Below are 21,642 nucleotides of genomic sequence, written 5' to 3'. Positions count from 1 at the left end.
TATAGAATTATTACAGCTATTACAGTTGTGGTCCAGCAGCTACTAAACGTTTTCCTTCTTCGGTATTAGTATATTGCTCGAAGTTTTTAATGTATTTAGAAGACAAGTCTTTTGCTTTAGCTTCCCATTCTGCTTTGTCTTTGTAAGTATCTCTAGGATCTAAGATTCCTTCGCTTACGTTTGGTAAAGCTGTTGGGATAGTTAAATTCAAGAATGGAATTTTTGCTGTCTCTGCTTTATCAATATCTCCACTAATGATAGAATCAATGATTGCTCTAGTGTTTTTCAAAGAAATTCTTTTTCCTGTACCATTCCATCCTGTGTTTACTAAGTACGCTTTTGCTCCGTGTTCTTTCATTTTACCAATCAAAGTTTTAGAATACATTGTTGGGTGCAAGGTTAAGAAGGCTTCACCAAAGGCTGGAGAGAAAGAGGGTTCTGGTGCGGTAATTCCTCTTTCAGTACCTGCTAATTTAGAAGTGTAACCACACAAGAAGTGATATTGTGCTTGATCTTCATCTAAGATTGAAACTGGAGGCAATACACCAAAGGCATCAGCAGACAAGTAAATGATTTTCTTAGCGTGTCCTGCTTTTGAAGGCAATACAATCTTGTTGATATGATAGATTGGGTAAGAAACTCTTGAGTTCTCAGTGATACTATGATCGTAGTAATCAATATCTCCGTACTCATCTACAATTACGTTTTCTAACAAGGCATCACGTTTGATAGCTCTCCAAATGTCTGGTTCGTTGTTTTCGCTTAAGTCGATAACTTTTGCATAACAACCTCCTTCATAGTTAAATACTCCATTGTCGTCCCATCCGTGTTCGTCATCACCAATCAAGTAACGTTTTGGGTCAGCAGATAAGGTTGTTTTTCCAGTTCCAGAAAGTCCAAAGAATACTGCTACATCTCCATCTTCACCTACGTTTGCAGAACAGTGCATAGAAGCCATTCCTTTTAATGGTAAGTAGTAGTTCATCATCGCGAACATTCCTTTTTTCATCTCACCACCGTACCAAGTTCCACCGATAATTTGGATTTTTTCTGTTAAATTGAACATTACGAAGTTCTCAGAGTTTAATCCTTGCTCTTTCCAGTTTGGATTAGTTGCTTTTGAACCATTCATTACGATGAAATCTGGTTCTCCAAAGTTTTCTAATTCGTAAATAGAAGGTCTGATGAACATATTGGTTACAAAGTGTGCTTGCCAAGCTACTTCCATCACGAAACGTACTTTTAAACGGGTGTCAGGGTTCGTTCCGCAGAATGCATCTACTACATATAATTTTGGAGAAGTAGACAATTGAGTCAATACTAATTCTTTACATTCGTCCCAAATTACTTTTGAAGTTGGAAAGTTTACTTTGTCATCCCAGTAAATGGTATCTTTAGTTACATCATCTTTAACAATATATCTATCTTTAGGTGAACGTCCTGTAAAAATACCGGTTTTAACTGCTACAGCTCCAGTTGAAGTATTGGCTCCTTTCTCGTATCCTTTTCTTTTCAAAGAAACCTCTGCTTGATACAATTCTTCATAAGATGGATTATATACTACTTCATGATAACCAGTAATCCCTAAATTGTGTAGTTCCTGAATGATTTTAATGTTTTTCATTGTATTTAAATTTTATTATTTTTTTAACCTTATTTTTTTTATAAATCTCTTGTTTTTTGATATTCAAATTTACGTCGATTATGGATGGAAAAAACTGATAAATATCATAAATAGAAGAAATATTTACGAAAACGATTGCAGTTTTACATACTGATTATTAATACTTTACAACGAAAACGTTTTCTTAACAAATTTAGGTATTTATTTTAAAAATAAGCCCATTAACTGATTTTTATCATAAAAATTCATCTACAAAATTGATTCATTTACACTACTTTTAATAATAAAATTTGACATTATGTTTGAATGGTTTAGAATATTGTTCACCCCGACCGATGAGCCGGAGATGGCACAGTCATTAATAGTTTTATTTTTGGCAATAAGTATAGGTTTCTTTGCAGGAAAACTGAAAATAGGTAAAGTTTCTCTTGGCGTATCTGCTGTGATGTTCGTTGGTCTTTTTTTAGGACACTTCGGTTACAGTATGCAAGCAGATTTGATTCAGTTTGTGAGAGAGTTTGGATTGATTCTCTTTGTCTATGGAATTGGGATACAAGTTGGTCCTACTTTCTTTTCTTCCTTCAAAAAAGAGGGCTTAGTATTTAATGCTTTAGGTGTTGGAACGGTTTTTCTTGGAGGAATTATTGCGTATCTCATTCATATTTTAGCCAATGTAAAAGTAGAAAATGCTGTAGGTTTAATGTCGGGTTCTGTTACCAATACTCCTGGATTAGGTGCGGCTAAATCTACTTTGATTGAAATTCAAAAGCAATTGAATCTTCCAGCTGATCATTTTTCTGATCCAGCGATTGCTTATGCTATCACCTACCCGATTGGAGTTTTTGGGATTATTCTTCTTATTATAGTAGCGAAAAATGCCTTAAAAATTGATCTAGAGAAAGAAGTAATCTTACTCAAAAAGAAGAATAAAGATCACGAGAATGCTATTGTTCGTCAAAAATGTAGAGTTACTAAACCAGAAGTTATTGGTAAGACTTTCAAACAAGTATTCAAAGAGTTTCATATTGATAATGTTATTATTTCTAGACAAAAGCAAAGTGGTACTAAAGTCGTTTATTCTCCTTCATTGGATTCTGTTATAAAAGCTAAAGATGTTTTAATGGTCGTAGCCAAACAAAAAGACATCAACCATTTTATTGATATTGTGGGTAAAATCTCAACAGATTTGTTCATTGAATCAGAAGAAGATGTGACTACAAAAATTCTTAGTGTGACTCACAAAACAGCTATTCATAAAACATTGGCAGAGTTGGATTTATATAATCAATTTGATGTAAAAGTTACTCGCGTTATTCGTTCTGGATTAGAAATTTTGGCACAGCCTTCTTTGGAATTGTTTTATGGAGATACTTTGATGGTTGTTGGTAACAAAGAGGCTATTCAAGAAGCCGAAAAAATCATTGGAAATTCTAAAAAAATATTATTAGAACCCGATTTTCTATCTTTATTTGGCGGTTTAATTTTTGGATTAATCATTGGTTCTATACCAATTGTCATTCCTTCATTACCCGTTCCTTTAAAATTAGGTTTAGCAGCTGGTCCTCTTTTAGCGGCCTTGTTTATCAGTAGATATGGTGGTGTTGGAGTGATTCATTCATATATCAACAACGGAGCCATTCACTTTATGAAAGATCTTGGAATTTGTATGTTCTTTGCTGCAGTCGGAATCAAAGCGGGACACGGTTTTTATGAAAATTTTGTAGCCAATAATGGCTGGATGTGGATCTATTACGGCTGTTTTATCACTTTTATTCCATTGACACTTTTAGTACTCATCAGTCGTTTTGTTTTCAAGCTCAATTTTTATCAAATGGTTGGAATAATGAGTGGTTCATACACCGATCCGGCTGCTCTAGCTTTTAGTAACAAATACTTAGATTCTGACATTCCTAACCAATCCTATGCTACCGTTTATCCTTTAGTGACTATTAGTCGAATACTGGTCGCTCAGTTATTAATATTACTCTTTGCGAGTTAATTACTTTTGTTAGTTTCAATTTCAATAAAAAAGGATGTCAAAATAATGACATCCTTTTTTGGTTAGGTAAGTCTAAAATTAATCTTTGTCTTCCATGTGAACATCAGTAGGAATAGCTACTGATCGTATCTCTGTATGACGAATCTCTCCACCTGTAGTTCCAGTTTGTTGTCCCAAAAATATGGCTACCGCAGCAATAATAACTGCTAGATAAGTCACCAGAACTGATTTTGCAGATTTTTTGTAATTCAAATACAAGCCAACTAAAGAAGTAGCCGCCAAAACATAAAGTGCGATGGCTAGTTTTTCTGCCATTTCTTCGTGTTCGTGAATAATGTCGTGACCAATAGTTGGCATATCTTCTACCAATTCCTCTGCTCCTTCTCCGGTTGCCATACTCACTGCAGCAAAAATAGCCGCAATAATGAACAGAAAAAACGCTGTATTCTTGACCGAATTGTTTTTTAACAACAACCCAACCACTAAAATTCCTAATCCTAGAATCGTCCCGATGATAGGAAAATGGTTCACCACTAGGTGCAAATGTGCTTCATTCATAAGTTTTACTTTTAAGTTAATTTTTTTTATTCTGCTACATCATAAACGCCTTTGGTTAAAATTTTAGTTGAAGGGTTGATGGATGTATTTGGGATTATTTCACTAAAATCCTCATTTTGTTCTCCTAAAGATACAGCTAATTTCTTGAAGGCATATTCATTTTTATTAGTAACCAAAACAAAAACATAATGCTTGTTGTTTTCTTTCATAATAGCTTCAGTAGGCACTGCTAGGCCTTTTTTAGTATCAAAAATAATGGCCGCTTCTACAAACATGCCTGTAAGTAACTTTTGCTTGGTTTCGTCTTCTAAATGTCCGTGAACATTGATGGTTCTATCATTGCCTTCTATGGATTTCCCAACCAAATGCACTTCTCCATTAAACACTTCCTTAGTCGCTTCGGGTACAGTAAATTTGATTTTTTGCCCTTTACTCACTTTTAAAATGTCTTTTTCAAACACAGACAATTCTAAGTGCAAGTGATCTGTATCTACAATCTCTAGAATCACATCTTCGGGTGCCATTAGCATACCCACATTAGCATTCATAATCACAATATCCCCAGTAATAGGAGCATAAATGGTTATTGTCGATGTGAATTTACCTTTTTCTACCTGAATAGGACTAATGTGCATCAAAATCAGTTTTTGTTTCAAACTCTGATAGGTTGCCAAAGCTCTTTTGTACTCGCTTTCCGCCTTGAAATAGTTCTTTTGAGAGGTGATTTTTTCATCATACAAAGTCTTTTGTCGAACAAATTCCGATTTGAGATACTTTAACTGCTCGGCAACTTCTAAATATTCTTTTTGAATATCAATAAATGCTGTATTTTCAAGAGTCAACAAAGCTTGTCCTTTACGAACTCTGTCTCCCACCAAAAGTTGTGTACTTTTGACATAACCACCTATAAAAGTGGTGACTTTTGCTCTATTTTGAGGCGGAACATCAATCTTGCCTGACACTTTTATCGTTTCGTCAAAATCTTTCATTACAGGACTACCAATGACCATTCCTGCGGATTGAAATTGAGCCTGAGTTACTCTTACCAAGCCATCGTCTTCAGTTATTTTTGGGGCAGTTTCTTCTTTTTTGCAGCTTATAAAAAGCAGTGTAAAAACTAATATATACAGTTGTTTTTTCATATTGATAAACTAATAATTAAGATAGTGTAACTCTAATTGATTGTTGTTGAATTGCAGTACAGCTTCTACATATTCTATTTTTATAGATACTGCATTTTCTAAACTTTGAATGTATTGAAAAAAGTCAATTTCTCCATTTTTATAGCTGCTATTCGCTACTTTAATGATTTCCTCAGATAATTTTTTCCCAGTGGCGTTGTAATAATTGATACTTTCTTGGTACTTGGCAATTTCATTTTGCTGCTGACGAATAAATCGCGTCATTTTTTGTTCTTGATTAAGCTTTTGCTCTTCCCAACTTTGCGATTCTAGTTGGGCTACTTTGGTTTTGGAAACATTACCTGAAAACAAAATAGGAACCGCAATACCCACTTGAAATCCATACAAAGATTGCGACAAACCATTATTTCTTCCTTGAAAATATTCCAAATTCAAATCGGGTAACCAATGCTGTTTTTGCAAAGTGATTTGTTTTTTATAAGTATTACTAATACTTTCTAAATAAGCAGTATGTAACGCTTTATTTGAAGTAGTGTCCAAAGTACTAATTGGCAATAATTCTTTCTCTAGAATGCTTATTTTTTCATCAGATTGCACCAAAGCTTGTAAAGATTCATATTGTGCTTTTTTCGCAAAATTGATTTGCGTGAGCTTCGTTTTGATTTGTCTGTATTTCGATTGAGCCGTAATTTTTTCTAGATAATTGGTTTCGCCCAATTCGAAACGACGATCGCTGGCTTTAGAGAAATTTTGGTACAAACTATCCAAATAAGAATATAAGCGTTCCTGATGTTGCCAATACACGATTTGTTCATAGGTTTTGGCAACTTGTAACGAAAGTTTATTCTTTTGAAGCTCAAAATTAGCCTTCTCTTTCTCAAATTCTGAGGTATTCGCTTTCTTTTGTACGCCATAAACGGTAGGAAACAAAAAGCGTTGCTGCACCCCAAAAACTTTCAGCGGTAGATTGTTCAAGGCCAAATTATTTTGGTCATAAGAATAATACACATTTGTTTTTTCGAAGGTGAAACTGCTCTTGATGTTCTCTTGCATTTTATTGACTTGCAATGCTGCAGCCTTGATTCCTTTGTTGTTTTCAAGAGCTTTGGTTATTAAAGCCTCACGTGACATTGATGTGTTTTGGGCAAATCCAAAACTACTAGCCAACAAAAGTAAAATAACAGTAAGGTGCTTTTTGCCTTTTTTCAATTTAGGTCTTTTAAATTCTTTTGAATCAAAGACTTTAAAGAGAATTGGTAATACAATCAAGGTCAAAACCGTAGCGGTAAAAAGTCCACCAATCACTACGGTAGCCAAAGGACGTTGCACCTCTGCCCCAGCCGATGAGGAAATCGCCATTGGTAAAAAACCTAAAGCGGCAGCGGCGGCTGTCAATAAAACGGGACGCAAACGGTCTGTGGTTCCTTTCAAAATTAAGGCATTCATATCGGTCATTCCTTGATTTTTTAGTTCTTTAAAGTGTTCAATCAACACGATTCCGTTCAATACAGCGATACCAAAAAGAGCGATAAATCCAACCCCTGCCGAAATACTAAAAGGCAAATCGCGAATCCACAACAACAAAATGCCTCCCACTGCCGATAAAGGAATCGCCGAATACACCATCAAAGCTTCTTTCATTGACCCAAAAGCAAAATGCAACAGTATAAATATCAACAATAAAGCGATAGGAACAGCAATAAGCAATCGGGCTTTGGCACTTTCTAAATTTTCGAATTGCCCTCCATATTTCACATAATAACCTGCTGGCAATTTGATTTGTGTATCTACAATCTTTTGAATATCGGTCACTACACTCTGTAAATCTCGATTTCTAACATTGATTCCCACTACAATGCGTCGATTGGTATTGTCACGAGATATTTTGGCTGGACCTTCAGCATACTCAATGGTAGCCAACTCATTCAACGGAATTTGAGCACCATTAGGAACCGTAACATATAAATTTTTCAAATCCTCGATACTTTTTCTGTTGCTTTGATCCAAACGAATCACCATGTCGAATCGTTTTTCGCCTTCAAACACATTGCCTACCACTTTTCCAGCAAAACTTAGTGCGATGGCATCGTTCAAGTCTTCAATATTCAAACCATAACGCGCAATTTTGGAGCGGTCGTATTGTACATACATTTGAGGTAAACCTTCGGTTTTTTCTATAATAACATCCGAAGCTCCAGGAACTTTTTTGATGGCACGTTCAATTTCGTGTGCTTTTCTGGCTAAAACATCCAAATCGGTTCCGAAAATCTTAATCGCAACATCAGAACGCGTTCCAGAAATCAACTCATTAAAACGCATTTCAATGGGTTGCGTAAACTCGATTTCCATATTTGGAATCTGAGCGTTTAATGCTTCTTTTATCTTATCGGCCAATTCATCTTTGGAACTGGCAGAAACCCATTCCGACTTAGGTTTAAGTTTCACAATTATATCACTTTCTTCCATCGACATTGGGTCTGTGGGTACTTCGGCAGCACCAATTCTAGATACGACTTGCTCTACTTCAGGGAAATTTTTCAAAATGATTTTCTCCATTTTAGTAGTGGTTTCGATGGTTTTAGTCAAAGAAGTTCCTGTTTTCAATACCGGTTGAATCACAAAATCTCCTTCGTCTAAGGTGGGAATAAATTCACCTCCCATCGTACTAAACAGAATACCAGAAAACACTAATAACGCAACGGCTCCGTACAATACTTTTTTGGTATTATCCAAAGCCCAAGTAATTGAAGGCAGATACCAAGAATTTAATTTTCGGATGAGCTTCTCTGAAATCGAGTTTGGATTTTGTCTTGTTGGTTTTAAAAACATCGAAGCTACAACAGGAACATAAGTAAAACAGAAAATCATCGCGCCCAATAAAGCAAAGCTAAACGTCATAGCCATTGGCTTGAACATCTTTCCTTCGATGCTTGACAAAGACAAAATCGGAATAAAAACAATCAGAATGATTAACTGACCAAAAATGGCAGAATTCATCATTTTGGATGCACTTTTATAGGTAATTTGGTCAATTTCTATTTGGCGATTTTCTTTGTTTAATCCAGCCAAATGTGCCGAATTTTGGGCGATTTGAAAGGCAATGAACTCCACTATAATTACAGCTCCATCGATAATAATTCCAAAATCAATGGCACCTAAACTCATTAAATTGGCATCGATTCCGAAAATATTCATAAACGAAATGGCAAACAGCAAACACAACGGAATCACCGAAGCTACGACCAATCCAGAACGCCAATTACCAAGCAATAAAACCACCACAAAGATTACAATCAAACAACCTAAAATTAAATTCTCGGCTACCGTAAAAGTAGTTTTCCCAACCAATTCACTTCTTTCTAAAAAACCATTGATATAGACCCCTTCAGGTAGCGATTTTTGAATTTCGGCTACTCTATCTTTAACATCACTAATGACTTGCTTAGAGTTGGCTCCTTTTAGCATCATCACTTGTCCGAGTACCTTCTCTCCTTCTCCATTTCCAGTAATCGCACCAAAACGATTGGCGTGACCAAATTGTACTTTGGCGATATTTTTAATCAAAACAGGAAGACCATTGGTATTTTTAACCACAATATTTTCAATATCCTGAATACTATTGACTTTTCCTTCACCACGAATGAAATAACTTTGATTCGTTTTTTCAATATAAGCCCCACCTGCAATGCTGTTATTTTTCTCTAAAGCGGTAAAAATTTCGGTCAAGCTGCAATTCATCGCCTTTAATTCCGAAGGACGAATGCTGATTTCGTATTGTTTTAAATAACCACCCCAAGTATTGATTTCGACCACACCATTGATTCCAGACAATTGTCGTTTGACAATCCAATCTTGAATCGTTCTCAAATCGGTTATGGAATAGTTGTTTTTAAACTCAGGTTTTACTTCCAAAGTGTATTGATAAATTTCGCCCAATCCTGTGGTAATTGGTCCCATTTCGGGTGTACCAAAACCTTCGGGGATTTTTTCGGAAGCCGCTTTTATCTTTTCGGCAATTAATTGACGAGGCAAATAGGTTCCCAAATCGTCATCAAAAACAATGGTAACGACTGATAATCCAAATTTTGAAATAGAACGAATTTCTTTTACGCCTGGCAAATTGGCCATTTCTATCTCGACAGGATAGGTTATAAATTGCTCTATATCTTGAGTAGAAAGATTACGTGAAGTGGTAATCACTTGCACTTGATTGTTGGTCACATCAGGCACAGCGCCGATTGAAATTTGGAATACAGAGAACAATCCGAAACCAAATACGCTCAAAGTAAATAACAATACAATGAGTTTATTGTTGATAGAAAATGCTATGATTTTATTTAGCATACTAGTAAATTAAAAATTATACGTTAGAATCATTAGAACACCAATAATTCAGCAAAATATTCATTATCAAAAAAGATAAGTAACGATAAAGATAATTTTAAACTAGTTTAGGCGGTTGCCAAATAGCACTACATACGTTAGAAATATAGCATTCTTTGTAAATCGGAAGTGATTGATTTACAGTTGCTAGTATAGGATTTTTTAAAGAAAAAATAGATTGAGGTTCCTCAAAAGCTAAGACAAGCGTGTCGAGATTGATAGTTTGGCTCTTGAATGGTAAATTTTCGTGCTTATCGTGACCATCGGTATCGGCGTGTTTATTTAAATTATTGTAGTGACTGATGGTAAAATCGATAAACGAAAAGGCTTGTTCTTGGTTGTGGTTTTGATGCTCTAAATAATGCTGATACAAATTGGGAATTTTGAATAACTGCCCTATTTCTGTGTTGGAATACACAAAAACAAATAGAAATAATAGGGTCGTTATTTTTTTGACAGACATATCCAATTACTTTCAAATGGTTACAGCATCAAGCTTTAGTACAAAGGTAAGTGCTAAATATATGAAATATCTTAAGAACGGCTTAAAAAGAGATTAATGAAAACTTAAGACAACTTTAGTTCCCTTGCCAGTTTCACTAAAAATTTCGATATCCATAGGGAGTAATTCTGCAATTCGTTTTACTATAGAGAGTCCTAATCCAGAGCCTTTTATATGCGGATGATTCGTCGCATTTGAGCGATAAAATGGGTTGAAGACTTTATCCAAATCGGCTTTAGCAATTCCAATTCCTTGGTCGGTAATGGTACAGTAAGTTTTATTTTCTGATTTGCTTAAATCAATTGTGACCACAGTGTTTTCGCCAGAATACTTGATGGCATTACTAATAACATTCCCAATGATGATGGCCACTAAGTAATGATCGGATTCGATATAAAAATCAGAGGTAAATTGGGTAATAACGGTTGTTTTTTTAGATTTTATCTTCTCAGAATACATCGTCAAAGTGTCCAAAATCAATGCGTTCAAATACACCTTTTCAATTTTTAATTGTTGTTTTTGATTTTCGAAACGCGCCAACAACAATAATTGGTCCACCAAATTATTCAGTCGATTGACTTCTTTAATGCTAGATAAAATTTTTTCTTCATACACAGCTTGTGTTCTTGGTTTTCGTATCAAAACTTCCAAAGTACCTTTTAAAACTGTTAGCGGTGTTCTTAATTCGTGTGAAGCATCCGAAGTGAATTGTTTTTCGCGTTCTACAGCATTTTCTATTCGATCCAGCAAATCATTGATTGTTTTGGAAAGGGTGTAAAGTTCATCCTTGTTTTGAGGTAAAACGATGCGTCCTTTTAGGTTGTCTTTTGTGATGTTACTAGAGGTTTCGGTGATAGTAGTAACAGGTTTTATGCTTCGGCCTGCAATCAATCGAGCAATCAGAAACAGCAAAATGAGTATTAATGGAAAAGAAACAAAAAGGGTATTGCGCAAATTATTCAAAATCATTTGTGCATCATCTAATGACATGGCTACAAACAGATGACCTACAATTTTTTGTTCGTCGTACAGCGGAACTTGAATCTGACGAATGGGCTTTTTGTTGAGATAAGTATCAATAAAAGTATTGTCAAAAGCGCTTTTGTACATCTTAAGTTGAAGGCCTTTCAAATTGGGAGATTTGTCAATTAATTGATTATTGCTATCAAAGAATTGCACAAAAACAGGGTTGACATTTACAGTGTTATGCTCTCTAGCACGCCATTGATCGACTTGAATTAAATACGTATTGTTGCGATCGATTTCAATTTCTTCTAAATGCTTTTGAACCTCAGTTTGAATGTCTTCATTGATATGCGTGTTCACATTGTATTTCATACTTTGATAAATCACAATGAAAACGACAGAAATTAAGAGCCCCGTGCTCAAAATATAGTTAAAGGCAATTCTGTCTTTGTATGAAAATGAAAACATATTTATGAAAAATTAATCATTAGCAATATAGCCAACGCCACGAATGGTTTTAATAAGATCTTCTTCTTTATTGAGGTTGAGTTTTTTTCGGATGGCGTTCATAAACACGTCAATTACACCGGTATCGTATTCAAAATGAATGTCCCAAACGTCCTCAATAATTTGATTTCGAGTACAAACCTTACCTTTATTTTTGATTAAATATACTAATAATTCATATTCGCGTTGCGTAAGATTAACTTCTTGATCGCCCTGCAGCACTTGATGTTTGGACGGATCAATGCTGATGTTACCTAAAACCAATAGATCATTAGAAGTAGTATTTCTAAAATGAATTTTAATTCGTTCAATTAATTCATCAAAACTAAAAGGTTTTTTGATGTAATCATTCGCTCCAGCTTTCAAACCTTCTATAGTTTCTTGTACGGTATCTCTAGCAGTCAAAAACAAAATAGGCGTTTGAATATTGGCTTTACGAATGGCTTTACAAATGTCTATTCCGTGCATTTTTGGCAGCATCCAATCTAGTAAAATAACGTTTACTTTTTGCTGTAAAGCCATGGCTAAACCTGATTCACCATCGTAAGCTACCGATACTGAATAGCCTTCTTCTTCTAAACCTTGTTTGAGAAAATCAGCAATTCCAACTTCATCTTCTACAATAAGAATTTTCATAGTTACTGCATTAAAAATTTAAAGGCTAAAGATACTATGTCTGCCTTCAAACCATCACTTCTATCATAATGATTGTACCTAAAATCAATATTTTTCAAACCAAACTTCCAAATATTTGCTTTTGTAAAAATATCGGTATAATTGACGCCTAATCCATATTGATTGGCATCAAAAGCAGACAAATCATAGTCAGAAGTATAGTATTGATCTGTTGATAAATGCGTATTGATTGGTGCAAAATAGTCTGAAGCCGTTTGTGTATAATAACGATACATTGGAAAAATGGTAAAACGGTCTGTTACTTTGATTGGTAATTCAATACTTGCAGTATGTGACTGTACTCCCCAGTTATCAGTATAGAATCTATAATAAGTCCTTAGTACAAAACGTTCATTGATGTAATAATGCAACCTCGCTCCTATGGGCAGTTTAAATCTTGAATCTGGTAAGCGTTCTATATCATTGGCCAATTGAAAATTATTGATAAAGGAAGCAGACACATCTTTAAAATACACCCTTTGATAAGGTGTAGATAATAAACCTTGTTGTTGTAGCACATCCAAGAAAACCGATGCTTGCAATTTCTTGTTAATCACTTGCGACAAACTTAACGATACAGAATAGGAATTTCTTTTCTTATCCTTATGAAATTCAAATTGACTCGGATTATAAGCTGTATTTCCTGTTATGGTGAAAAAATCAAATATTCCACCGTTTAAATTATCTCCATTATTTTTAAAATCCTGTAGTTCTTTCGGATAAATAGGTCTCCAAGTATCCAAATAGGCACTAGCAGAAAGGCTTACTTCTGTATTTTTATCATTAAATTCTTTGGTTACTCCACCACCAAATCCAATAGAAGAATAATCATATTCCACCGAACCCGATACGTGAGCATTCCAAATCGTGTTTCTGTCATCAGAACTTGCAGAATACGATAAAGCTAAACTAGTCAATTGATCCGATTGCGATGCTCCTGAACTGGATTGCCAAGGGTTTGGTGTATTGCTATCAAAAGGATTAATATTACTCGATGAAGCAGAAGAATAAGCGGAAATACCAACATCGGCTGTGAGTACTTCATCATCGCTTAAGGGCATGGCAACCACTATAGCAGCCGTAACATCGGTTAAGTTTTCGGTTCCACTTCCTCCAGAAACAGCCGAGTGTATCCCATCTTGTTTATAATAACTAAACAAAAAATCGACTTCGGTAGTTTCTAAAACTCTTTTCTTGAATCCAACTGCTGTAGAGTCATTTTGTTGTCCATTGGCAAAGAAAACAATGCTCAATAATAGAATGGATAGGGCTTTTTTCATTATTTAAATTTCAATTAAAAATAAATTATTTCAAGGCTTTAGTTGCATCCACAACCACCACCAGTTTTTCCTCCATTAGCTCCAGCAGAAGCTTCTCTGTAAACCTGAAAAGTGGTTTCATATCGTTCTGATGCTCTTGCAGCAAGCTTCATATCAGGATCATTTATAGCTACTTTTTCATATTCTTTTACAGAAGTACAAGATTGTAAAGCGGCTACTAGTACACTAGCAAAAAGTATTTTTTTCATTAGTTAAATTTTTTAATATCAATATTTTTAGAGGTATGTATTTCCCCTTTATCGTCAACAATTATACATCCAATACCTTTTAGTTGGTTGACTAAATCCAAACCAACCTCTACACCCAAAACAAAAATCCCTGTAGCCAGAGCATCTGCAATTTCAGTTTGTTTAGCAAAAACTGAAACACTTACTACTCCTTGAGCCGGATAACCCGTTCTAGGATCAATGATGTGAGAATAGCGTTTACCATCAAAAACCACATATTTTTCATAACTGCCTGAAGTCTCTACCGCACTATTTTCGAGTGGAAAAGTGGCAAAAACTTTACTTTTATTCATTGGATTGACAATCGCCACTGTCCAAGGTTTACCTGTCGTTTGATAGCCCCAAGCATTAATATCGCCCGATACATTTACAATTCCGGAGGTACATCCTTTTGAAAGTAATAATTCTTTGATTTTATCAGCGATATAGCCTTGACCAATACCGCCTAAACCTAGTTTCATTCCTTTTTCCTTCAAAAAAATAGTCTGTGCTTTGGCATCTAAAACAATTTTTTGATAGCCAATTCTAGCCACAGATTGTTTGATGGCTTCAGGAGTAGGCATTTCCTTCATACTCCCATCGAATTTCCAAATTTTATCCATCGATGCATAAGAAATATCAAAAGCCCCTGAAGTAAGCTGTGATACTTTTATAGCACGTTCTACTAAATCATAGACTTCTTTATCAACTTTTACGGGTTGAATTCCAGCATTTTTACTTACCTGAGATATTTGTGTGGTTGGAATCCAATCTGAAATTAAATTTTCAATACGCTTCACTTCGGCTACCGCCTTATCAATGTAAATGTTGCCTTGAATTGTATCTTTAGCAACAACCGTCATTTCAAAAGGGCTTCCTAACATATACAATTTTCGCTTATGGGTCACTTGCCCAAAAGCGAAAATGGATGTCAAAAGAAATAAAAGAATTATTTTTTTCATTTTTTCTCTAACGAATGAATCAATTGAATATACTCATTGGCAGGGACATTTTTAAAACCTGTCATTCCTAAAACTTTTCCAGTCTTATCTAGTAATACGACCAAAGGGAAACTTCCGCCTCGATTGTATTTTTCGGCTAATTTTTGATTAGCAGCGGTTAAATCAGGAGCTAATTGATTGGCTTTTTTCTTTGGGAAATCTGCTTTATAAATAACCCAATTCTTATCTGCTTCTTGCTGAAATGCTTCAGATTTCCATACTACATTGTCTAGCTTCATACAAGGGGCACACCAATCCGAACCAGAAAATACCAAAACGATATTTTTGTCTTCTTTAATAGCTTCTGCTTTCGCTTCCTCAAAATTAGTTCTCCAGTTTTGAGAAAAACTACTTGCAGTCAAAAAAAGAAATAAAAGTAGCATTGCATTCTTCATATAAACATTTGTTAAATTCATAAAGTAAAAGTATTATATTTATAGTCAAACTCAACTTCCTGTTACTTATTTTAAGAGAATCTTAATTTTAATTTACATTACGTAAATCTTAAGTTAATCTTAAATGAAGATTAAACCAATAATTGGTTAAACAAGTATAATTTTGAAAAAAAAAAAAAAAAAAAATTACAGAATGCCATTTTTAAAAAAACTATCTCCATTTTTCTGCTTATCTCTATTTTATCTTATTATTAGTTTTGTTTTGAGAACTTTTTTGATGGTACATCCTATCACTCAAAGTTCTTTTACGTTTCTCGAAGTGATTAAAATTTTTGGACTAGGACTTTGTTCAGACCTCTTTGTATTTACTATTGCTAGTGGATTTCTGTGGCTCTATTTGATATTTATTTCCAATTCAAAATACAATAAGCCTTATGGTTCTATCATTTTTGGATTGATGCTATTATTGTTAGGCTATGTAACGTTAGGAAATACTATTTTGGATGAATACGGTGGCGCTTTACCCAAAATAGGAATTGCTTTTATCGGAATCAAAACATCCTTATTTGGATTGTTTTTGTTTTTACCGCAATATCGTGAGCGTTTGCGCTTGTGGATGTACAGTTTTGTAATCTTTTTGTATGTTTTACTGCTCTTACAAAATGGTATTAGTGAATACTTTTTTTGGAACGAATTTGGAGTAAAATATAATTTTATCGCCGTCAATTATTTGATTTATACCAATGAAGTAATTGGCAACATTATGGAATCGTATCCTGTGATTCCAATTTTTTCAGCTTTATTTGTTGTGGTTGGAATCATAACTTTTTATATAGTTAAAAGAACGAAAAACTACTTGATTGACTTACCTACTTTCAAAGAAAAAATATATCTATCCTTTTTTTTCTTGAGTGTGTTTGCCCTTTCTTTTTGGGCTATTCCTGCTTTGGCTAAAAAAGAAAATTCAACCAATATTTTCACCAATGAATTACAATCCAACGGCATTTATAAATTCTACTTGGCCTTTATGAATAGTGAATTGGATTATTTTAAGTTTTACAAAACATTACCCAAAGACGAAGCGTTTACGAACTTATTTAAGTTATTACCAGGAATTAAAGGAAAAAGTTCACTTAGAACTATTGTATCTGACAGTTCAGAAATTAAAAAAAATGTAGTTTTAATCACGATAGAAAGTCTAAGTGCAGATTTTATGAAGAGATACGGTAATGAAAACAACATCACCCCTTTTTTGGATAGCTTAGCGGATAAAAGTTTAGAATTTACCAATCTATATGCCGTTGGAAATAGAACGGTAAGAGGTCTTGAAGCCGTAACACTTTGTTTGCCCCCAACAGCAGGAGAAAGCGTGGTAAAAAGAAAAGACAATAAAAATAAATTTACTACTGCGTCTGTTTTCAAAAAGAAAGGCTATAAAGTAAATTATTTATACGGTGGAGATGCTTTTTTTGACAATATGGAGTCTTTCTTTGGAGGAAATGGCTACCACATAATTGATAAAAAATCATTTGCTAAAGAAGAAATTACTTTCTCTAATGTATGGGGCGTTTGTGATGAAGATATGGCAAAAAAAGCAATTCAAACGATGAATGCTGATACTAAAACAGGTAAACCTTTCTTTTCTCATTGGATGACAGTAAGTAACCACAGACCTTTTACTTATCCTAACAACAAAATTGATATTCCTGGCGATGCGAAATCTCGTGAAGGTGGCGTAAAATATACCGATTACGCACTGAAACAATTCTTCAAAATGGCTAAAAAACAGCCTTGGTTCAAAAACACTCTTTTTGTAATTATATCTGACCATTGCGCTTCGAGTGCTGGAAAAATTGAATTGCCATTAGATAAGTACCGAATTCCAGCTTTTATTTATGACCCAAATCGAAGTAACAAAAGAGAATTCAATACATTAATGTCTCAAATTGACATTATGCCTACCGTTTTCGGATTGTTACATTTTGATTATAAAAGTAAATTTTATGGACAAGATGTTTTGAAAACTACTTATCAACCCAGAGCTTTTATTGCAACTTATCAAGACTTAGGCTTGATTAAAGATTCCGTTTTAACCATTCTTTCGCCTAAGCAAAGAGTAAAACAGTTTGATTTAAAATTGAAATACAACAAAAATATTCAACCAGAATACCAATCAGATTTTGAAGAAATTGCAGAAAGACATCTTAATCAAAATTACATTAACGAAACGATTACTTATTATCAGACTGCCTCTGAAATGCTTAAAAACAAGCAATATCAAAAGGAAAATTAGCTTAAATTCAATATCGCCAGCAAAGCAATTCCAGCAATAAAAACCCAAAGTAGAATTCCTAACAATAAAGGTTTTATTCCAACTTGCTTTAGGCTTGAAAAATTAAGCCCAGCTCCGATTAAAAATAAAGTAACTGTAAGACCAACTTTTGAAATAGACACTAAAAATGGTGCTACAGTTGTGAAGGCAGGAACATAAGTATTTACTATCAAAGCCAAAATAAATAAGAAGATAAAATATGGAATGGTCACTTTCTTTTTCCCATTTTTGAATAAATAGGAAGAACCAATAGCAATAGGAATAATCCATAAAGCTCTAGCTAATTTTACCATAGTTGCCACTTGCAATGCCTCGGCACCAAATTTATTTGCGGCACCAACAACAGAGCTGGTGTCGTGTATGGCAATAGCACACCATAATCCAAATTCGTTTTGCGACAATTGCAACCAATGTCCAATAACAGGAAACAAAAACAAAGCCAAAGAGTTTAAAATAAAGATAACTCCCAAAGCTACTGACGTCTGATTTTCTTTAGATTCCACTACTGGTGCTATAGCCGCGATGGCGCTTCCTCCACAGATTGCCGTACCACAAGAAATTAAATGCGTTATCTTTTTGTCAATTCCAAGCCATCTTCCTAAGATAATCCCAATAATCAAAGTAGAAAAAATGGAAGCAATAGTAAAAAGCATTCCTTCTTTTCCTGCTGCAATTGCGCTATGCAAATTCATTCCAAATCCTAATCCAACTACGGATATTTGCAGTAAAATTGAAGTTGCTTTATGATTTAAATGTAAAAAAGGATGTCCTGATAAATTTGCTATTATTAATCCTAGAAGTAATGCAATGGGTGGTGAGATAGAAAATGTAAGACAAACTATTAAAAGTAGAACAAAAAGAATTTGTTGATTCGTTTTAGAAAGATTCAAAAAGTGTGTGGGTGAAACAGCGCTATGTTTTGATGTTGTATCCATCGTAAAGTAGTTTAAAATTACTCTACAAAGGTCTTAGTTATAGCCTTGCCAGTCCAATACAAAAACACAATAACCTATAACTCTAGGTTATAATAATCAGAAATACTTCTGATAAAGAGTTCAGATAATGTATTGGATTTTCCAACTAAAGTTATACAAAAAAAGGAACGCTCAATAGATAAGTTCTTCACATCTAAAACAATCAACTCATTGTTTTTTAATTCTTTAGATACCGCATGAATTGATATAAATGCAAAACAATCCGAATGCAATAAATAAGATTTTATACTTTCCGTACTCCCCAATTGCATTTCAATTTGTAAATCTGTTAATTTTACTTGTTGCTGTTTTAGGGCATATTCAATAACTTCAAGTGTTCCCGAACCTCGTTCTCTAGTTAGGAGACGAAGTTTTTTTAACTCTTCAAGAGTAATTTCATTTTTACTAGCCAAAGGATGTGCAAAACGACACACTAAAACCAATTCATCTTTTAAAAAAGGGACATATTTAATCGACTGATTTTTAGACTGTCCTTCTACTACTCCAACTTCAATTTCTTTGTTAATTAAAGCATTTTCTATTTGTTCCGTATTACCATTAGTTAATTGAATAGTTATCCCCTTCTCTTTTTCATGAAATCGGGCTAAAATTGGAGAAATAATATATTGTGAAAGTGTTGTGCTTGCCCCAAGTCTAAGTAATCCTTGGCGTTTTGTTACAAAAGAACTCATATCAAACTCAATATCACGATAAATATCAAATATAGATTTGGTATGTTGTAACAAAAGATGTCCAGCTGGAGTTAAGGCAATTTTAGAACCATTTCGTTCAAAAAGCTTCGTTTTGTAGGTCTCTTCTAATTCTTGTATATGCTTTGAAACGGCTGGCTGACTGATATACAATTCCGCAGCCGCCTTAGTAAAATTAAGTCGAATTGCTACGGTATAAAATACTTTTAGCCTAAAATCCATCTGTCAATATTTAAAAATCTATTTTAACTAGAGTAAACCGTGATATTTTCGGATAAACCATTCTGTTGTTAAACAAAGTGCAATCAAAACCAATAGCAAAACCCAATCAATTAAAGGTGATTTGATGACATTTTCTTTTTCAATAGCTTTGTACGATTCATCTGCAAGCAATTGCTGTATCAGTTGATTGATTTGTGAAGGAAGAAATACTTTCCCTTTAGTTTGCTCTGCTAACTGTGCTAATTTGGTGTAATCTGGAGTAACAAATTGTTTTTCTATATCGAAATCTAGAATTTCAAAACGTCCTGAATAACTGGTTTTGGTATTCAATTCTTTTACAGTAAAGGTATAACTTCCAGCGGAAAGTCCATCTAAATTGACTTGATAAGCATTGGTTCCTTTAAGCAAATCATAATTTTTGGTTTGCTTATTTTTTACGTTTGTAACAGAAATAGTTAGTCGCGCATTGTCATCAAACTCATAGTTTTTATTAAAAAACTGCGCAGTGATTGCAATAGCTTCTCCAAAATTATAAAAATTTTCGTGGGTAACCACCAACGCTCTTTTAGAACTATTTGAAGCTAAAAATTGAATGGTTTTATCGATAAAAACATCATATTTTTCAAATGATTGCTGGTCCACGTGAGATTGTAATCGCCATTTCCAGCTATTTTCTCCTAACAAATACGCAGCTCGTTTACCTCCTGCTTCAGTAAATGCTAACAAAGGTAAACCCGTATCTATACTTCGTATTTTGGAAGAAAGTAAAACCGTAACATTCTCTTTCGCGGTAATGGTACCAAAAGGATGTGCCAAGGGAGGAAAACTTTCAAAACCTATATTTTCCAATGCAAACAAATTGAATTTTGTATTGAATGACGGTAAGAAATCTTCTTTCTGATTGGTGACTTTAAAATCCAAATCATTTTGTTGTTGATTCAAAAAATTAAAATCTGTCGTCATTCCTGTAACAACTAACGTATTGATGCCAGCGGCTTTAGCACCATCAAAAATAGATTTGAAACTTGTATTGGGTTGGTATAAAATCAAAACATTATAATCCGACAATGATTTGATTTCTTGTGGCTTAACAATACTTACTTTACGTTGTGCATTAGTTTCAATAGCGCGTTTAAAAGCACTTAAATCAGGATGATTAATTGCCGAAACCAATCCAACTGTTGTTTTTTGGTCCAATACTTCAACAGCAAAATTCTTGGTGTTATTGTAATTGTTTTTTTCTTTTACACCAGCAGTGATGTTGGCTTTGAATAAATGCAAGCCAATTTTATCTGCAGGTAAAAAAACGGTAACTGTCGCGGTTCTTTGCCCAGCAGTAAAACTTACCGCTTGTTTTAAAATCGTGTTTTTTCCTTCTGAAATTGAAAAATTAGCTGTATTCAAACGCTTTCCAGAATATTGAACAAAAACTTCAACAGGAAATTTATTCTTATAGAACGCATATTTGTTTACATTCAATTGACTTATTTTTATATCAAAGACAGCCGTAGTATCGCCCAAAACGACAGGAAAAACTCTGTTTTCCGTATCAAAACTGTAAACATATTCATCTCCAGAAGTTTGGTTTCCGTCTGTTAGCAATACTGTAGGAAAGTGTATGTTCTTATTCAAACTTTTCAAATCTTTGGCTACAACATCTAATTGTGTTTGCGCTCCTTTGAAATTAAAAGTGTCTGATGGTCTTAAATTTGCATCAAACAAAAAAGGTTGAACATCAAATTTCTGTTGTAAATCTTTATTTGAAGTTAGTTCAACAAACAATTCTTGAGCTTTAGTATTAGCTTTTAAAAAAGAAATTGAACTAGAATTATCAACCACAATAGGCAAAGGTGTTTTGATAATTTCTAATTCGGTTCTACTAATAATTGGATTTATTAATAACAATAAAATACCAAAAATCGAAGCAAAACGTAAAAAAGCCAAAAGCCAATAATTTTTCGATTGACTTTTGGCTTTATGTAGGTACTGAAAATACGACAAACCAGCAGCTATAACTATTGAAAGAATAAGGAATAGAATGGTGTTTGTTGTCATATTTTAATTATAATTATAGCGTATTCTATAAATATTCAGAGTTGTTTTCAG

At 34.0% G+C, this 21,642-nt stretch carries 16 protein-coding genes; 2 read left to right on the top strand and 14 right to left on the bottom strand.

Features of this window, described 5'->3' with window-relative positions:
• Positions 1-19: 19 nt before the first annotated feature.
• On the bottom strand, positions 20-1,624 hold the full coding sequence (gene pckA / locus ACZ1AQ_RS12155; protein WP_489633159.1) for a phosphoenolpyruvate carboxykinase (ATP): 1,605 nt from the start codon (positions 1,622-1,624) through the stop codon (positions 20-22).
• A gap of 298 nt (positions 1,625-1,922) precedes the next feature.
• On the opposite strand from pckA, the gene ACZ1AQ_RS12150 reads away from it, so the two are divergent.
• The gene (locus ACZ1AQ_RS12150; protein ID WP_489633158.1) at positions 1,923-3,623 is read left to right on the top strand and encodes a putative transporter; all 1,701 of its coding nucleotides are present in this window, start codon (positions 1,923-1,925) and stop codon (positions 3,621-3,623) included.
• Between the two features lie 78 nt (positions 3,624-3,701).
• On the opposite strand, the gene ACZ1AQ_RS12145 is transcribed toward ACZ1AQ_RS12150, so the two are convergent.
• From ACZ1AQ_RS12145 to ACZ1AQ_RS12100, 10 genes are all read right to left on the bottom strand, one after another.
• Positions 3,702-4,181, bottom strand: a complete 480-nt coding sequence (locus tag ACZ1AQ_RS12145; RefSeq protein WP_489633157.1) for a DUF2231 domain-containing protein — start codon at positions 4,179-4,181, stop codon at positions 3,702-3,704.
• 26 nt (positions 4,182-4,207) lie between these two features.
• Positions 4,208-5,323 carry an efflux RND transporter periplasmic adaptor subunit gene (locus tag ACZ1AQ_RS12140; RefSeq protein WP_489633156.1) on the bottom strand — a complete coding sequence of 372 codons (1,116 nt, stop codon included), beginning with the start codon at positions 5,321-5,323 and terminating at the stop codon, positions 4,208-4,210.
• Positions 5,324-5,332: 9 nt separating this feature from the next.
• The gene (locus ACZ1AQ_RS12135) at positions 5,333-9,667 is read right to left on the bottom strand and encodes a CusA/CzcA family heavy metal efflux RND transporter (RefSeq protein ID WP_489633155.1); all 4,335 of its coding nucleotides are present in this window, start codon (positions 9,665-9,667) and stop codon (positions 5,333-5,335) included.
• Between the two features lie 97 nt (positions 9,668-9,764).
• Positions 9,765-10,169 (bottom strand): hypothetical protein, encoded by a 405-nt coding sequence (locus ACZ1AQ_RS12130; RefSeq protein WP_489633154.1) that lies wholly within the window; start codon positions 10,167-10,169, stop codon positions 9,765-9,767.
• Between the two features lie 93 nt (positions 10,170-10,262).
• A complete protein-coding gene (locus ACZ1AQ_RS12125) occupies positions 10,263-11,642 on the bottom strand; it encodes a sensor histidine kinase (protein ID WP_489633153.1) in 1,380 nt (459 codons plus the stop codon).
• 12 nt (positions 11,643-11,654) lie between these two features.
• Entirely contained in the window at positions 11,655-12,317 is a 663-nt protein-coding gene (locus ACZ1AQ_RS12120; RefSeq protein ID WP_489633152.1) for a response regulator transcription factor, read from the bottom strand.
• A 2-nt stretch (positions 12,318-12,319) separates the two neighbouring features.
• The gene (locus ACZ1AQ_RS12115; protein WP_489633151.1) at positions 12,320-13,636 is read right to left on the bottom strand and encodes a DUF3570 domain-containing protein; all 1,317 of its coding nucleotides are present in this window, start codon (positions 13,634-13,636) and stop codon (positions 12,320-12,322) included.
• Positions 13,637-13,674: 38 nt separating this feature from the next.
• Complete coding sequence (locus tag ACZ1AQ_RS12110) at positions 13,675-13,884, bottom strand: DUF4266 domain-containing protein (RefSeq protein WP_489633150.1); 210 nt, start codon at positions 13,882-13,884, stop codon at positions 13,675-13,677.
• A complete protein-coding gene (locus ACZ1AQ_RS12105; RefSeq protein ID WP_489633149.1) occupies positions 13,884-14,864 on the bottom strand; it encodes an FAD:protein FMN transferase in 981 nt (326 codons plus the stop codon). Before ACZ1AQ_RS12105 ends, ACZ1AQ_RS12110 begins: the two co-directional genes overlap by 1 nt.
• On the bottom strand, positions 14,861-15,319 hold the full coding sequence (locus ACZ1AQ_RS12100) for a thioredoxin family protein (protein ID WP_489633148.1): 459 nt from the start codon (positions 15,317-15,319) through the stop codon (positions 14,861-14,863). Before ACZ1AQ_RS12100 ends, ACZ1AQ_RS12105 begins: the two co-directional genes overlap by 4 nt.
• Before the next feature lie 172 nt (positions 15,320-15,491).
• Here ACZ1AQ_RS12100 and ACZ1AQ_RS12095 point away from each other — a divergent pair, with 172 nt between their 5' ends.
• Complete coding sequence (locus ACZ1AQ_RS12095; RefSeq protein ID WP_489633147.1) at positions 15,492-17,591, top strand: LTA synthase family protein; 2,100 nt, start codon at positions 15,492-15,494, stop codon at positions 17,589-17,591.
• On the opposite strand, the gene ACZ1AQ_RS12090 is transcribed toward ACZ1AQ_RS12095, so the two are convergent.
• The 3 genes from ACZ1AQ_RS12090 to ACZ1AQ_RS12080 form a co-directional block, all read right to left on the bottom strand.
• The gene (locus ACZ1AQ_RS12090) at positions 17,588-18,565 is read right to left on the bottom strand and encodes a YeiH family protein (protein WP_489633146.1); all 978 of its coding nucleotides are present in this window, start codon (positions 18,563-18,565) and stop codon (positions 17,588-17,590) included. The genes ACZ1AQ_RS12095 and ACZ1AQ_RS12090 overlap by 4 nt on opposite strands.
• Positions 18,566-18,639: 74 nt before the next feature.
• Complete coding sequence (locus tag ACZ1AQ_RS12085) at positions 18,640-19,536, bottom strand: LysR family transcriptional regulator (RefSeq protein ID WP_489633145.1); 897 nt, start codon at positions 19,534-19,536, stop codon at positions 18,640-18,642.
• 27 nt (positions 19,537-19,563) lie between these two features.
• Complete coding sequence (locus ACZ1AQ_RS12080) at positions 19,564-21,591, bottom strand: hypothetical protein (RefSeq protein WP_489633144.1); 2,028 nt, start codon at positions 21,589-21,591, stop codon at positions 19,564-19,566.
• Positions 21,592-21,642 lie beyond the last annotated feature (51 nt).

The sequence above is a fragment of the Flavobacterium sp. UM26 genome (assembly GCF_057922445.1).
This window is presented reverse-complemented; position numbering and strand designations above follow the sequence as displayed.

Excerpts from the sequence above, each read along its gene's own strand:
- ACZ1AQ_RS12150 (WP_489633158.1), top strand. The coding sequence starts at position 1,923 with ATGTTTGAATGGTTTAGAATATTGTTCACCCCGACCGATGAGCCGGAG.
- pckA (WP_489633159.1), bottom strand. The coding sequence starts at position 1,624 with ATGAAAAACATTAAAATCATTCAGGAACTACACAATTTAGGGATTACT.
- ACZ1AQ_RS12105 (WP_489633149.1), bottom strand. The coding sequence starts at position 14,864 with ATGAAAAAAATAATTCTTTTATTTCTTTTGACATCCATTTTCGCTTTT.
- ACZ1AQ_RS12120 (WP_489633152.1), bottom strand. The coding sequence starts at position 12,317 with ATGAAAATTCTTATTGTAGAAGATGAAGTTGGAATTGCTGATTTTCTC.
- ACZ1AQ_RS12110 (WP_489633150.1), bottom strand. The coding sequence starts at position 13,884 with ATGAAAAAAATACTTTTTGCTAGTGTACTAGTAGCCGCTTTACAATCT.
- ACZ1AQ_RS12085 (WP_489633145.1), bottom strand. The coding sequence starts at position 19,536 with ATGGATTTTAGGCTAAAAGTATTTTATACCGTAGCAATTCGACTTAAT.
- ACZ1AQ_RS12145 (WP_489633157.1), bottom strand. The coding sequence starts at position 4,181 with ATGAATGAAGCACATTTGCACCTAGTGGTGAACCATTTTCCTATCATC.
- ACZ1AQ_RS12080 (WP_489633144.1), bottom strand. The coding sequence starts at position 21,591 with ATGACAACAAACACCATTCTATTCCTTATTCTTTCAATAGTTATAGCT.
- ACZ1AQ_RS12125 (WP_489633153.1), bottom strand. The coding sequence starts at position 11,642 with ATGTTTTCATTTTCATACAAAGACAGAATTGCCTTTAACTATATTTTG.
- ACZ1AQ_RS12115 (WP_489633151.1), bottom strand. The coding sequence starts at position 13,636 with ATGAAAAAAGCCCTATCCATTCTATTATTGAGCATTGTTTTCTTTGCC.
- ACZ1AQ_RS12130 (WP_489633154.1), bottom strand. The coding sequence starts at position 10,169 with ATGTCTGTCAAAAAAATAACGACCCTATTATTTCTATTTGTTTTTGTG.
- ACZ1AQ_RS12135 (WP_489633155.1), bottom strand. The coding sequence starts at position 9,667 with ATGCTAAATAAAATCATAGCATTTTCTATCAACAATAAACTCATTGTA.
- ACZ1AQ_RS12100 (WP_489633148.1), bottom strand. The coding sequence starts at position 15,319 with ATGAATTTAACAAATGTTTATATGAAGAATGCAATGCTACTTTTATTT.
- ACZ1AQ_RS12095 (WP_489633147.1), top strand. The coding sequence starts at position 15,492 with ATGCCATTTTTAAAAAAACTATCTCCATTTTTCTGCTTATCTCTATTT.
- ACZ1AQ_RS12090 (WP_489633146.1), bottom strand. The coding sequence starts at position 18,565 with ATGGATACAACATCAAAACATAGCGCTGTTTCACCCACACACTTTTTG.
- ACZ1AQ_RS12140 (WP_489633156.1), bottom strand. The coding sequence starts at position 5,323 with ATGAAAAAACAACTGTATATATTAGTTTTTACACTGCTTTTTATAAGC.